The sequence below is a fragment of the Yersinia sp. 22-579 genome, assembly GCF_030433455.1.
Taxonomy (GTDB): Bacteria; Pseudomonadota; Gammaproteobacteria; order Enterobacterales; family Enterobacteriaceae; genus Yersinia; species Yersinia enterocolitica.
This window is the reverse complement of the sequence record NZ_JAUJTZ010000005.1, coordinates 98,469-112,838: the sequence shown is the minus strand read 5'-3', so window position 1 is coordinate 112,838 and position 14,370 is coordinate 98,469. Positions and strand designations below refer to the sequence as shown.

Below are 14,370 nucleotides of genomic sequence, written 5' to 3'. Positions count from 1 at the left end.
AAATTATGCCAACAATAATTTTTGTAATTCGGCCAGTGAACTGACTTGATAACGTGGTGCAATATTATCATCTACCACTGCGCCACTAGTATTAAGCCAGCAAGTATCAATACCTGCATTGATACCTCCCTGAATATCCGAATGGAGGTTATCTCCCACCATCAAAATATTTTCTTTCGCTGGGTTATTCATTAAATTGAATGCATGCTCAAATATAGCAACATCGGGTTTAGCTACACCGACTTGCTCTGAGATAATCAGCGGAGAAAAAATATTTTTTAACCCGGTTCTCTCCAATCGGATAGTCTGCAATTCGGTGAAACCATTAGTAATGATGCCCATATTCACTTTACCGCTTAAGGCATCGACTAACTCACGCGCACCAGGTAACAGTGAACAGATGTCGGCCATAGCAATTAAAAACTCGCTGTTCAGGCGAGTTGCCGTCACACCCAGCTTTTCAGCCCACATCTCAAAACGTGTGCGTTGTAATTCGGCTGCCGATATTTTACCGTCCTGATAATCTACCCAGAGCGGTTTGTTAACCAACTGATAATGGTCGAAATCTTGTACGGAGAAATCCACATTAAAGCGCGAGAACATCAGCTTTAGCCCTTGATAAGCATCAAAGTGGAATAGAGTTTCATCCGCATCGAACAGTATCCATTGGTATTTCATTACTATTGTCTCTCTGACTTTTGGCATTATTAGGCGCGCTATGGTAGCGAGTATTGCGGCCCAGCTCAAGCCAGGCGTATTTTAGATACTGTTCATAACAACAGCGCAGCGGATATATCACGATCTATTGTAATAGTGGCATCACCGGTAATTAACGGGGTATCAAACGCAGCTAATACCTTACGGTTAATTTCAACCAGCGCGTCTTCAAGTTTAACTTCCATATCAGCGGCGATATCCAGCAATTTTTCACGTTCCCAAGCATCACGTGAAATCAGTAATTTTAACAATGTCACCACGCTATCAGCCAAATTAGCGGTAATTGCGGCCATCGAACGCGGATTAATTTCTTCCGTGGTTTGTACCGCAGCCGTTGGCGTAACAAACAGATCCTCAAGTAATGTTACCAACTCCTGACTTTCTTTTTTCAACAGATTAACGCGATCGACATCAGTCACTACATCAATTGCCGCCGAAGGTAGACTTAATGTCATTGGCGTTGCACGGCTATCAAGATCGGCATAAACCAATTTACTGTCCAGACCAAAACGTTTATATACCCGTTCAAGGAACTTCACTTCTGGTGGTGTAATAGTGCCTTCGACCTGAATCAAGTGAGCCAGGAACCGCGCTATAATTCGGCGATTTTCCAGTGAAAGCGGCTCTAAGTTATTTTTCAGCGCCAGCAATGTATTACTTTTCCGAATACCTGGTTGCAAATAGGCCTTTAGGCGCATCCGTTGACCAGGGCTCAGGAAGCCCCAGGCATCAATGTGTCGGGTCAATATTAGCGATTCAGGTTCAGCGATACTTCCATCAAACATCACCGCAGCACAGGCAAGTTCGACAGTCAGCATCGTGACACGGTAGGTATCAAAGGTTGCCGACTCCGCAACCAGCGATTCAATAGGAAACAATGCAACAGCATCTTGTAATACAGGGGTACGATTATCTGCCCGGACATCAGGCTCAATACCCACTTGCAAAGAAGCTAATGCATAAGTTAATGCCATAACATGGCTGCGCGATAAGCGCTCTAATGGCTTGGTGCCACAGGCCGTACTGAGTTGAAGAAACAACTCACCCAATGTGACCATCAATAACCCATAACCGACCCGGGCTTTGATATTCTCTAATTCAGTTTTTAATGCCACAGACCACAATGCCTCCGGCATTAATAACTGCCCTTCCAGTGACATTTTTTTCTTCGGATTAACACTGGCAAAGCGGTTATAAATATCAAGCTCTTGTTGGCATGCTTCAAATAGTGCTCGCAGCTTATCGCGATGCGCTTTACACACAGCAACATTGGGCAGATCGGCAATTTGTTGGAAGAACTCTTGCCCCATCAAACCCGCTGACGCTGGGCGATAGAATATTTGCAACTTGGTTTTATTAACCGGTAATAAAAATCCGTCGCCATACTGCTCCTGATAACGCTGACAGAACAGAGTAGCAAAAACATCCGCACAATGTGCCATGGAGATATTTTGGTTAATAGCCGGGTCAGCCTCTCCCCATGCGAGTGCCCATGGTGCCGGGAGTGGTTTCTGATCAAGGGCTAATTGCCCCAACCCAACCAATAAAGCTAGCGGCAGTTCAGTTGAAGCTTCGCGAGTTGCAGGTGGCGCGGAGAGATAGAGTTTCTCATCTATATTCACTCGGGAAATATAAACTAATAAATTCTGTGCATAATGATTAAATGCGTTATTTTTTCCATAAATATTTAGCAGGCGATTAATTTCAGCCTCAATAATAGGAAGTTCTTTCTTTGCTATTGGGTCGATAGCCGCGTCAATGAGTACGCGATGCTCTAAGCCATAGAAAAATAAGAAAATATAGCCAATATCTGCGGTGGGAGATTTGCGCCCTTCGGCTAACCACTGTAAATACCCTCTTCTCGCTTCAGGCGAACAAGTCGAGTAATCCGGTGTACTATCAATAAGCGGCAATGAGATATCTATTTCTTCTGTCGCGACATCCATTGATGGGTTAATAAATGCTGGCTCTGCACCGGTGCGGTTACTTTTGTATTTATTACCAATATAAATCATACCATCGGGTAAGTTTATTCCGGCAACCACCGCCAACTCCCCAGGGCGTAGCCATGATGCTCGAGCTAAAGAACCTCGCGATACATCAGGCTGTTTTTCCTTGGTTTTTTTTGCTTCATCAACAGTGGGTTTCTTATTGGCTTCATCTGGGGCAATGGTTTGTTCTGATTCCAATTGCGAAGGAGCTATTTGATAATCGCCCAGATCCGGAACCGCCGCGGTTTTTTGCATATCGGTATTAATCGACGGAATTGCGGGCCGCTTGGTTCCTCTAAGATTCTGCCAGACAAAAAACATGCATAAGATAGCCGCACTCAGTGCAATCCACGCCTCTCTTGGGATCCCGGTCATCAGCCCTAAAGCCACGATCAGTAGGACAACCCAGACGGTACCAGTAGATTTTCTCTTAGCCACGATGGTTTATATGCCCCTATCTTAAAATAATAATTTTTATTCTGCCTTTAAGGGCAATTTTTAATAAATAATTCTTCTTACAGATACTCTTTACACCAATTAAGCGCCGTAAAAACCACAGAGGTATCCTATAAATTGCACTTAAGTCCAATTTATAGGTTAAATAATAAGTCGTATTTTATTTTAATAACGGCGCACCCGGCAGAAAGCGTGCCCAAACGGTCATAAACCAATTATGCCAGTTCATTATGCATTCAGCTAGCAAAGATATTTATACTTCACTCCCTTCTCCATAGCTAAACTCAACCTGACGATAACATTTTATTATTATTCTGGTTGCAAATAATCCTATATAGTTAGATATGGCAACCAAGTTAGATGTAGCAACCAAGTGACATTTAACACAATTGTGGGGACATATGCAGAAACTCGCTGAGATAATTGATATGACTGCCCATCCGATCAACGACCCGGCATTCATTGCACAATCCAAAAGTACCTTAGAAACCTACGGTGCCTTGGTTTTATCTAATTTTCTATTACCACAGGCCCTGAATAGTATTAAGCAAGAAGGTATTGAGCATAAGCATTTGGCTTACTACGCGGCTAACCAACACAATGTTTATCTGACCAAAACTGATCCGGAGTTTGCCGCTGATCACCCACGGAATAGGTTGATTATCTCATCAAAAGGCTGTATTACCGATGAGGAAATTCCCGCAGATTCTGCACTGCGAACACTCTATGGCGCTATTGATTTTAAGGGTTTTCTCTGTGCCGTCTTAGGTGAAGAGCAGCTCTATCCCTATGCCGATTCTCTTTCTTCGATTAATTTACACTATGCCAGCCAAGGTCAGGAATTAGGCTGGCACTTTGATAATTCATCATTTGCCATCACCTTATTAATACAAAAACCGCAGGCGGGTGGCGTGTTTGAATATATTGAAGAGATGAGAGATGCCGATAAAGGTGAGATGAATTACTCCGGAGTCGAAGCACTATTAAACCATCAAGTCGTGCCCAAAACATTGCACATTGAACCGGGGGATTTAGTCCTATTCCGCGGCAGAAATGCCATTCATCGCGTGACGCCGACGCAGGGTGATATCACCCGAATGCTGGTGGTTTTAGCTTATAATGCACAGCCCGATATTTCGTTATCTGAAAGCGCCAGAATGACGTTTTATGGCCGGCTTTAGTTTTTAGTGATGACAACTGGCGGGCTTCCTTGCCCGCCTTAATAAAGAAAACAATCGGTATTAAACCACCCCAGTGGTTACGCTAAAATGGCGGGTTTCGCCCGGTGATAACATCTGCAAAGTGCCCTTTTCTTTTGCGGCTAAATAACCTTCAGGGCGACAGGTCGCCGGTAAAATAAAAGCAGCCACTTTCTGATCGCCATTATGCAGTATCCAGCGAGTACCATAATTAAACTGCTTAGTTGAAAAACGTGTTACAAACCGATGTCCTTGCGGAGCCAGCATAAAGAACTCGGCATTATCAATATATTGTGAAAGATCATCGGCAAAGAAAACAATTTCCGGATCATAAAACTCAGGCTCATTTAAATCAGTGAGTCCCGCGGGTCGTTCCCGTAATTGCTGTGTGTATTGCAGCCATTGAGGTGTTGGATGAACATGTGCGGGCACAGTCTCACGTAGTTTTAGAGCTGAGCCAGGTAAATTTTGTCGGAAAGTGGCCCCTGGAATATAAGCGTAATTCATATGACACATATACTGGAGAGACATAGCGATACTGGCTAAGTTTGTGACATTCATTTCAATATCGAATTGTGCACTATCCGCTGTCAACCGAACTAGCGGTTGAGCACAATAGTGGTCACCAAAACCTTTTACATATTCCACACTACCTGTCAGTGCCAGTCGATCACCATCAACCAGTAACCAGGCTTGATCCATGTCTGCGCATGGCATTTCGCCATGTAATACATGGTCGTCCTCAGGTGATGGGCAACCGTTGCGCAGCAGACCTGAATGGAAAGCAAAACAACCGTAAGTATCGACAATATTCTCCCCCCGTTTAGGCTGAGAAAACATGTTATCCATTTTCAGATTGTGACCATCAAATTCTGCATCCCAAATCATCTGACCGTAATAAGGTAACAGAGTGACATAACCTCGTGAGTTGGTAATTTTTAACGCTTCAATACCTGATGCATATTTAAAACTGGTCACAGTAAAATTATCGCTGTGATAAATTTCTTGCTCATGACGGCTGAATTGTTCACGAAACAGCATTATTTTGGCGGTCATTTATGATTACTCCCCGGTTAATTAGGATTCATTATTTGCCAATGTTGCCGCATTGACTCGCTGCTTATTGCGCAGTTCACCCCAAAAATAGAAACCTACGTAAACAAAGCACAATAATGAGACCACGAAAGCATGCTGCATTGAACCCAGATGGTCAGAGACAAAGCCTTGCAATGCCGGTACGACAGCGGCCCCCACAATTGACATGACAATAATGGCCCCAGCAACTTCGGTATATTTATTATCCACGGTATCCAGAGTGCCAGCGTAAATAGTCGCCCAGCAAGGCCCGAACAGGACACTGACAAATACCGCCGCATAAACTGCAGTAAAGTTAGGAACACATACCACATATAACAGGGTCAACGCCCCTAAGATGGAATAGGCGATTAATACTTTCTCAGCTTTAAAACGAGTCATCAGGAAGTTGGCAACAAACTTACCAATAAAGAAGCAGATAAAGCTGTAAATCATAAAGTTTGATGCATCTCGCTCATTAGAAGCGCCCAGATTCAACGCTAAGCGAATAGTAAAGGACCATACCGCAACCTGCATTCCCACATAGAGGAACTGCGCCATAATGCCTTTTTTGAAGCGACTGTTTCCTGCCAGATATTTCAGTGTTTCTTTTAATGAAGGTTGAGCCACTTTTTTATTATTGTCACCTTGCGGTTTGCAATGAGGATAACGGGTAATGACAAAAAGCAGCATGACCAACAACAGGACAAAAATCAGATATTTATAAGGCTCTAATGTGTGTTCTAACATGCTGAGGCGGAATTCATGAATCTGTTCTGGCGTCATTGATGCCATTTGATTCTGTAAACTGTCGCCTTCCTGGAATACCAGATATTTCCCTAACACGATCCCCATCAATGCGCCAATGGGATAAAACGTCTGGCTGATATTGAGCCGCAACGTCGCATAGTCTTTATGACCAATCATTGAACTGTAAGTATTCGCGGCTGTTTCAAGGAAACTTAACCCAATGGCAATGGCGAAGATAGCCGCCAGAAACATCGTGTAAGTTGCCATATGAGAGGCCGGATAAAACAGAGTACAGCCCACAATATAAAGTGTTAGCCCAATCAATATAGCAACTTTATAACTGCTTTTTTTAATCACTAATGATGCAGGAATAGCAATCAGAAAATAACCACCATAAAATGCACTTTGTACCAGTGCGCTGGCAAAATCGCTAAGTGCAAAAACGCTTTTAAATTGGGTAATTAAAATATCATTCAGACTGGCTGCGCATCCCCAAAGAGGGAATAAACAGGAAAGCAAAATAAACTGGAATAATGGTGTTTTATTTAAATAGCCATCGGGCAGTTGAACGGTATTAAGGCGCATTTTATTTTCCTTGGTGTAGGGTCTTTAAAAAATCAATAAATTGCGACGCGTCAGGGTAAGAACGTTGCGTTCCTTTACCGGTGACACTGTATGCAGCAAAAGCTGATGCCATTTCCATGGCTTTTAATATATCGCCATGCAAGACATATTCATGAGCAAAACACCCAATGAAAGCATCCCCCGCACCGCTGGTATCTATGGCGTGAACACTGACCGGTGGAACATGATGAATTTCTTCGCCATGCATCCATAACGAGCCACGATGCCCTAAAGTAATAATCAGATTATGCAGGCCTTTATCCAACAAACTACGCCCTGCCCGATAGATATTATCCAGACTGTCTACTGGCATTCCTGTCAGAATGGCCAGTTCTGTTTCATTTGGCATAAAGAATTCGCATTGGCAGGCGTAGCCGATATCCAATGCTTTGGAGGCTGGAGCCGGATTAAGAATAACTTTAATATTATTCTGTCTCGCAAAATCAATGGCTGCGTAAACAGTTTCCAGCGGGATCTCGAGTTGTAAGATAATCAGTTGGCAGGTTTTTAAGACATCTGCGGCGGCGTCAACATCTGCTGGTAATAGATGGTTGTTGGCACCTTTAATAATCAAAATGCGATTTTGTGACGACTTATCGACAAAAATCGGAGCCACACCACTGGAAGTTCCGGCTACAGCTTTAACATGCTGGGTATTCACCCCCGCTTGTTGCAGATTTCTAATGGTATTTTCAGCAAAAAGATCATCTCCTACGCAGGTAACCATCATGACATTGGCACCTAATCTGGCCGCTGCGACTGCCTGATTTGCCCCTTTCCCCCCGCACCCGATTTCAAAATCAGGTGCTTCCAATGTTTCCCCGACTTGTGGCATGTCATCAATGTAGGTAATCAGATCAACCATGTTCGAGCCAATGACTGCAATATCCATTGTCCATTCCTCTATGCTATTTTTTTATCATTCAATGTTATTGCAATAACATTAACAGGGAGGAAATGTTATGTATGTGACAATGATCGCATCAATGAAAGTGAGATCTGCCGAGTGACGGCCTTAACCAGAGCAAATATAATGTTATAATTATAACAATTGGTAAGCGACAGTGATGTAAATGAAGGTTCACTAGTGGTGCGGAAAGTTGAGGCAACGTTTAGAAATAAAAAATCCCGGCCACTACTGCACCGGGATTCTCAGCAACAAGTTCGGATATTTATTTAATTGCCATGGCATCGCGCATGGTAAAGAACAGGTCAGTTTGGTCTGTCAGACCAACAACATTCGCAGCATGTGGGCCGTAAGCGGCAATGCGCAATTGTGTACCGGTATGCCCTTGAGAATCATCTTCTGAGTTGCCATAACTGATAGCCATTATTACACCATCTTTGGTGGTTAGAGCTTGGGTCAGGCCCGGAGCTTTGGCATCAGCCTCAATAATTTGACTGGAATGGGCATGGTCTGCGGTCACGATAACCAGTGTGTTGCCATCTGCGCGGGCAAATTCTAATGCTTTTTGCACTGCTTCGTCCAAATCGACGGTTTCGCCAAACTGGCCGCAAGGGTTAGCAGCGTGATCTTGTTTATCGATTGATGCCCCTTCGACTTGTAAGAAGAAGCCATTTTTGTTGGTTTTGAGCAGGTCAATGGCCTTTTCGGTCATGACGGCCAAGGTGGGCGTGCCCTGAGTTCGCTCAGCGTTATTTTCACAAACCACAGGCGGCTTATCTATATTGCCGTGATAAGAGGCTTTAGGCCCCTGCCAACGTACCGGCATGTTGCCAGAACTGAATAACCCCAACAGTGGTTTTTGTTGGTCTGCTTGTTTGATGGCATTCAAATCATCCAGGTTTTCGACAATCACATAACCGCGAGCCAGTGCCTGATCCCGCAAAGATTTATCTTTCCATTCACCCGCTTTAGCCAACTGGCTGAATGATTTTGATCCGCCGCCCAAGGTGACATCGGCGCGCCCTTCAATCATTTGCTCGGTGATGGAACCACGACCTCCATTCTCCAGCGCATTAGTGCTGCACTTCTCACTGGTTTCTTCCGGGCCGTAACATTTGCGGCCAGTAACATGAGCAAATTGTGCCGCAGGCGTTGCATCTTGCAGTTCCGCCGTTGAAACGTTACCAGTAGCTTTACCTGCTTTTTTAGCCAATTCCAGTAGGGTGACGTGATCTTTCCCAAATACATCGACACCCAGAGCGCCATTATAGGTTTTCACACCTGAAGACCATGCAGTAGCAGACGCGGCCGAGTCAGTCACATAATCTGGTTTCTGGGTTTTCTTATCTAATGAATAGTGCGTGTATTGTCCGGTCAACGGCAATGCATCAATCCCTTTGAAGAAACCACCCGCGCCCATAGCATAGTTACGTGCCGAGGTTATCTCTGAGTCACCCATCCCATCGCCAATCAGTAAAATGACATTTTTTACTGTTTTGTTGGACAGCGAATCACGAAGAGCCTGAGTTTGATCTTCAGTTAAACGGCGAGCACCACCAAATTGAGTGACATCACCATGGGCGCTGCGATCGTATAAACCGGTGGCGGCGGCAATAGCATTGGGGGCGAACAGAGAGCTGCTCAGTATCAGGGTGGATAACGCTATGCCGGACAAAGTGGATACGCGGTTCTGCATCAGTAGAGTTCCTTGTTGTAAAACAGTAATACAATTTGTATTGATTGGTTACAACGGATACTAGAACAGGCGAATGACGCTTTTATGACAGTCCACACTTTTATAGCAGCCCAATTAATTATTATTCCTTATCTTTCAGGGGCGTTCCCTGGCCCCGCCACGCCTTCGCACAATAGTGTTAAATCAGCCCACCGTTAGCACGCAACACTTGCCCATTGATCCAGCCGCCGTCTTTTCCGACTAAAAATGCCACAGCCGCGGCAATGTCCTCTGGTGTGCCCAATCTTTCTAATGGTGCCATTTTCGCCATTTTTTCAATCAGTTCAGCGGATTTTCCGTTAAGGAAAAGATCAGTCGCGGTCGGCCCGGGTGCCACAGCATTGACAGTAATATCGCGACCTCGCAGCTCTTTTGCCAGAATTGCCGTCATCGTTTCAACCGCAGCTTTGGTGGCAGCATAAACAGCATATTTTTCCAACTTTAAGCCCACAACACTGGTTGAGAAATTAACAATTCGGCCGCCATTTCTGAGCCGTCTCGCCGCTTCTCGCATGCCGTTGAAGCTCCCTTTCAAGTTAATGGCAATTTGGCGGTCAAAATGTTCATCGTCGCTGTCGGCAACCGTGCTGAGTGACATAATACCGGCATTATTGACTAATACATCAACTCCACCGAAGGCGGTTTCAGCTTTGGTAAACAATTGAGCTACGGCGGCGGGATCGCTAATATCGCCTTTGGCACTCAATGCATTGCCACCCGCTTGTTGAATTTTACGCACCAAAGCTTCGGCTTCATCATCAGCCCGAGAGTAATTGATCAAGACAGTGTAGCCTTCCTGAGCCAAACGCTCGGCTATTGCCGCACCAATACCCCGTGATGCACCAGTAACAATCGCGACCTGCTGAATGGTATTTGTCATAATATTCTCCTGAATACGAGTTTCATCATCTATATGGGCGGTAAGCAATGATTAAAACCCAGATCACTTAACCGCCAGAGAGATAATGCCACTGTTATCAATTCGGATAATCACTTATTATTCGACAACACTATCCGAAAAAAACGAACAATGGTATGGACAGAATTGACGCAATGCGTGTGTTTATCAGAGTAGTGGAACAGCGCAGTTTTACCCAAACAGCCCAAGACTTGAATTTGCCCCGTTCGAGTGTGACGGATGCAATTAAACAGCTTGAGCGGAGATTGAATGTCCGCTTATTACAGCGCACAACCCGACACGTCAGTCCGACATTGGATGGTGAGGCTTATTATCAGCGCTGCCTACATATTATTGCTGATATAGAAGATGCTGAAATGGCGTTTGCCAATGCCAAGCCACGAGGTTTACTGCGAATAGATGTGCATGGAACCTTAGCTCGACATTTTGTGTTACCACAACTGCCTGATTTTATAATGCAATATCCCGATATCGAATTATTCATCAGTGAAGGCGATAGGCTGGTTGATTTGATTCGCGAGGGTATTGACGGGGTATTGCGAGTCGGCAATTTACAAGACAGTGATATGGTCGCCCGCCGAGTGGCACTGTTGCCCCAGGTAACTTGTGCTGCACCACGCTATTTGCAACAACACGAAACGCCGCACTCACTCGCTGAATTGACCGGGCACCAAATGGTGGGATTTCGCTCCAGCGCAACCGGTGGATTGATGCCATTAGAGTTTTGTGTCGACACCACATTAGCGCCCTTTGCCAGAAAAGAAGGTTTATCGCCACGGCCGGTTCCTCGCCCAATACCTGAAATTCAAACAGTAAAATTACCCGCAGTTCTGTCGGTGAGTGGTGCAGAGAGCTTCGTTGCTGCCGCCCGGCTCGGACTCGGGATCATTCAGGTGCCGCGCTACCATGTTGAACCTGATTTATGCGCAGGAACACTGGTTGAGATACTGCCAGAATATGCACCGCCCCCAATGCCGGTTTCTTTCCTATATCCGCACAATCGACAATTATCACCGCGGGTGCGAACGTTCAGTGACTGGCTGAGCCGGATATTCCTGACCAAATCAAATAGCGATTAGAAACCAACGTACTCAGGCAATAAACAGCCGAACTGTTCAGGCCCGGCTGCTTGTCTCACTCTATTGGTCTTTCTCAACTGATTGATAGATATCAATATCAAAATAGCCATCAGCCCTGCCGTCATTGAGGTAAACCTCGTAGCACGCCCCTTCGGTTGGGCGATAGCCACTTTGTGGCAGATGCTGGTTATATAATTCCCCCCAAGCTTTGGCGTAATCATCATCCGATACACGAGTGTGGTACACCGCATACAAACCAGCGGGAATCACTTGTAGTTGCAGATGATCACTGAGCTCTGGAGGCAAAACATAATCATCCGCAACAGATAATGAGACATCAGCTCGCAACTCAGCCGGTGGATTGGTTTCAGGATTATCCCAGTAAAGCGCTAACCAATCTTTTCCCGGAATTTGGTATTGGGTATAAAGTGATGATAGTTGGTCAAAACCTTTTGGAATGGTTTCGTGATAAGGCCCGACGACTCGGATACTCACAATCTGTTGTGGTTGTTTTTCAATTATCTTAAATGCCATATCGCTACCTCGACTTAATGGTTTCAATAAAATTAAGTGACTAAAGATACGAGTACTGTTTATTTATACAGTATAGCGACATTTTATGACTTTTGATTAATTTTCAACCTGGATTTGTGAACCACTTCGCAAAAAATCATCCGCTTGCTCAAGTTGAAGATGACTAAACACGGTGATCCCGTGGCGGCGCAATAAGGCCGTTGTTACGCCCTGTCCAGTGCGCTGGGTGCCATTAAAATGTCCATCATAAATACGGCTACTACCGCATGACGGGCTACCCTCAGTGAGAATGGCCAAGGTGCACTGATGTTTTTGGGCCAACGCTAATGCCTGGTAAGCACCTTGCAGAAATTCCCGGCTGACATCATTGCCCCATTGTTCAATCACCCGGGCCTGACCTTGTAATACCGCCTCACCATTACCTTGCTGAATTTCAGCAGGAGGCCGCGGTACTGGCATTCCGGCAGCCAGTTCAGGACATACCATGACCAACCGCCCTTCATCCTGCCAGCGCTGAATAATTTCATGATGGACAGACAGGGCACTTCCATTATAACGAACAGGTTTGCCCATCAAACAGGCACTGATCAGGACACGCGCGGGTTTGGGTTCCACAAGATTATCAACCTTAAAGTTGTGTGATAAATAATTGGTTATAAAATAAGAATAACTATAGCCACCGATAATAACTAATTAATAGTGGCCAGTCATAAACCCAGAAAAATATTTGGCGCAAAACAGACTTTTCTCGGGTCGTTAAATAGGTGATAGCTTAGTTTGAGTGGCTATAGGTGGATAAAACTTGCGGTAACAACCGCGCCAGCCGTCTGGCCCATTCCTCCTGCCCGTTCTCATCAGTAATAAGATCTTGTCGAATCTCAATACCAACATATGGCAACTGCCGCTGCTCGGCATGGAATGGCAAAGTGAAATCTGTGGCATCCGTCATCGCATAAGGTTCATTGATCCCCACATTTAAGGCATCTTCTTGCTGCAAAAATGACACTAATTGCAGCGCGAACTCGGGGTTTCGGTGAAATAAAGTGCCAATTTGCCAAGGCCGGGAAATATTTTTGAATGATGGTGTAAAACTGTGCATGGAAATAATGACACCAGGCTGGCCACTATCACGGCGCTGATTAAGCGTCTGTGCAATCAAATCATGATATGGCTGAAATACCTCTGCTCGACGAGCTTGAGCCTCTTCCACCGTGACACCGATATTACGCGGGATCCGTGTATTTTCAGAGAGTTCAGGGATAGAACTGGCAATACCGGGGGTACGGTTGCAATCAATAACTAAACGCGAATAACGCTGATGAATCAATGTGGCATCTAAATATTGGCTAAGTAACTGCGCGGTGGCTAATGAGCCAATATCCCAACCAATGTGACGATCAATTTCTCCTGCTGGTAATCCTAAATCCCCGAGTTGAGCCGGAATACGCTGGCCGGCATGGTCTGCCAATAAGATAAAAGGCGAGCGGCTCTCAGCTCGTTCGATAGCCGCAGCTGGCGGTTCGTTCTCACGTAATAAAGGATACGAGGTGAAATTGGACATGAATTGAATACCTGATATGAATTGATTTCGTAAATAACAGACTTTTATCCTAGCGGTTTACACTGACTTCGCCCACCTTGACCTTATACCTAAACTTCATGTTTTATGCGATTAACGCCGCAATAAAAGCAGGTTTTTGCTTTTCAGCCCTGATAGTCATCTATTGATGTTATTTTTCATGTAATAATCGCCGGCAAAGTTTTTAAGCCAACAATTCGCTCAACCAGTGGCAGCAACATCGTGGAGAACTATGGAAACGTTTTTGATTGATAAAATGGCAACCCCTCAGGGTGAACTGTTGTTAATTGCAGACGAAAAGCACCGGCTACGCGCCATTGATTGGACCGATCACTATGAACGCCTGATGAAACTGCTACGTAATCATTACGGCGCAAATACTTTTACCCTGGTGGAACAGCGCAATCCTGGTGGGTTGAGTGACAGCATGCAACGCTATTTTGCCGGCGAACTGAATATTATTGATAATTTACCGGTTAAAACCGCGGGTACCGATTTTCAGCGTCAAGTTTGGCAACAACTGCGTAAAATCCCTTGTGGTGAGACCATTACTTATGGGGAGTTAGCAAAACGTATTAATCGCCCCACCGCTTCCAGAGCGGTTGGGATGGCCAACGGCTTAAACCCCATATCGATTGTTGTGCCTTGTCATAGGGTGATTGGGCAACAAGGTGCATTGACCGGTTATGCGGGAGGCGTAGAACGAAAACGCTGGTTATTAATGCACGAGGGCTATCTTTTAGCGCGCTAACTATTGTTGCTCTTATCAGAAGCAAGAAAAGATGTTAAAATTGACGCATATCAAT

At 45.0% G+C, this 14,370-nt stretch carries 13 protein-coding genes; 3 read left to right on the top strand and 10 right to left on the bottom strand.

All coding sequences use genetic code 11. From position 1 onward, the window contains the following. Window positions 1-3: 3 nt before the first annotated feature. Together yjjG and QSV56_RS07775 are read right to left on the bottom strand one after the other, a co-directional pair. Window positions 4-678 carry a pyrimidine 5'-nucleotidase gene (yjjG, locus tag QSV56_RS07780; RefSeq protein ID WP_019083102.1) on the bottom strand — a complete coding sequence of 225 codons (675 nt, stop codon included), beginning with the start codon at window positions 676-678 and terminating at the stop codon, window positions 4-6. A gap of 92 nt (window positions 679-770) precedes the next feature. Then, entirely contained in the window at window positions 771-3,146 is a 2,376-nt protein-coding gene (locus QSV56_RS07775; RefSeq protein ID WP_019083101.1) for a TerB N-terminal domain-containing protein, read from the bottom strand. A gap of 419 nt (window positions 3,147-3,565) precedes the next feature. On the opposite strand from QSV56_RS07775, the gene QSV56_RS07770 reads away from it, so the two are divergent. Beyond that, window positions 3,566-4,345, top strand: a complete 780-nt coding sequence (locus QSV56_RS07770) for a 2OG-Fe(II) oxygenase (RefSeq protein WP_301211784.1) — start codon at window positions 3,566-3,568, stop codon at window positions 4,343-4,345. Between the two features lie 60 nt (window positions 4,346-4,405). Here QSV56_RS07770 and QSV56_RS07765 read toward each other — a convergent pair whose 3' ends face one another. From QSV56_RS07765 to QSV56_RS07745, 5 genes are all read right to left on the bottom strand, one after another. Then, window positions 4,406-5,419, bottom strand: a complete 1,014-nt coding sequence (locus QSV56_RS07765; RefSeq protein ID WP_046050936.1) for an aldose 1-epimerase family protein — start codon at window positions 5,417-5,419, stop codon at window positions 4,406-4,408. 21 nt (window positions 5,420-5,440) lie between these two features. Next, a complete protein-coding gene (gene fucP / locus QSV56_RS07760; protein ID WP_019079401.1) occupies window positions 5,441-6,772 on the bottom strand; it encodes an L-fucose:H+ symporter permease in 1,332 nt (443 codons plus the stop codon). A gap of 1 nt (window position 6,773) precedes the next feature. Further along, a complete protein-coding gene (gene rbsK, locus QSV56_RS07755; protein ID WP_019083098.1) occupies window positions 6,774-7,703 on the bottom strand; it encodes a ribokinase in 930 nt (309 codons plus the stop codon). 280 nt (window positions 7,704-7,983) lie between these two features. Beyond that, window positions 7,984-9,414 (bottom strand): alkaline phosphatase, encoded by a 1,431-nt coding sequence (gene phoA / locus QSV56_RS07750; RefSeq protein WP_050121828.1) that lies wholly within the window; start codon window positions 9,412-9,414, stop codon window positions 7,984-7,986. Between the two features lie 178 nt (window positions 9,415-9,592). After that, a complete protein-coding gene (locus tag QSV56_RS07745) occupies window positions 9,593-10,333 on the bottom strand; it encodes an SDR family oxidoreductase (RefSeq protein WP_046050938.1) in 741 nt (246 codons plus the stop codon). Between the two features lie 155 nt (window positions 10,334-10,488). On the opposite strand from QSV56_RS07745, the gene QSV56_RS07740 reads away from it, so the two are divergent. Next, window positions 10,489-11,451: a LysR family transcriptional regulator gene (locus tag QSV56_RS07740; protein ID WP_019079397.1), complete on the top strand. Its 963-nt coding sequence runs from the start codon at window positions 10,489-10,491 to the stop codon at window positions 11,449-11,451. A 60-nt stretch (window positions 11,452-11,511) separates the two neighbouring features. On the opposite strand, the gene sbmC is transcribed toward QSV56_RS07740, so the two are convergent. From sbmC to QSV56_RS07725, 3 genes are all read right to left on the bottom strand, one after another. Further along, entirely contained in the window at window positions 11,512-11,985 is a 474-nt protein-coding gene (gene sbmC / locus QSV56_RS07735; protein WP_005160901.1) for a DNA gyrase inhibitor SbmC, read from the bottom strand. A 96-nt stretch (window positions 11,986-12,081) separates the two neighbouring features. Continuing rightward, complete coding sequence (locus QSV56_RS07730; protein WP_019079396.1) at window positions 12,082-12,600, bottom strand: DUF523 domain-containing protein; 519 nt, start codon at window positions 12,598-12,600, stop codon at window positions 12,082-12,084. Window positions 12,601-12,757: 157 nt separating this feature from the next. After that, window positions 12,758-13,546, bottom strand: a complete 789-nt coding sequence (locus QSV56_RS07725; RefSeq protein ID WP_046695008.1) for an N-formylglutamate amidohydrolase — start codon at window positions 13,544-13,546, stop codon at window positions 12,758-12,760. A 250-nt stretch (window positions 13,547-13,796) separates the two neighbouring features. Between QSV56_RS07725 and ogt the strand changes: the two genes are divergently transcribed. Further along, window positions 13,797-14,315 (top strand): methylated-DNA--[protein]-cysteine S-methyltransferase, encoded by a 519-nt coding sequence (gene ogt / locus QSV56_RS07720; RefSeq protein ID WP_019079394.1) that lies wholly within the window; start codon window positions 13,797-13,799, stop codon window positions 14,313-14,315. Window positions 14,316-14,370 lie beyond the last annotated feature (55 nt).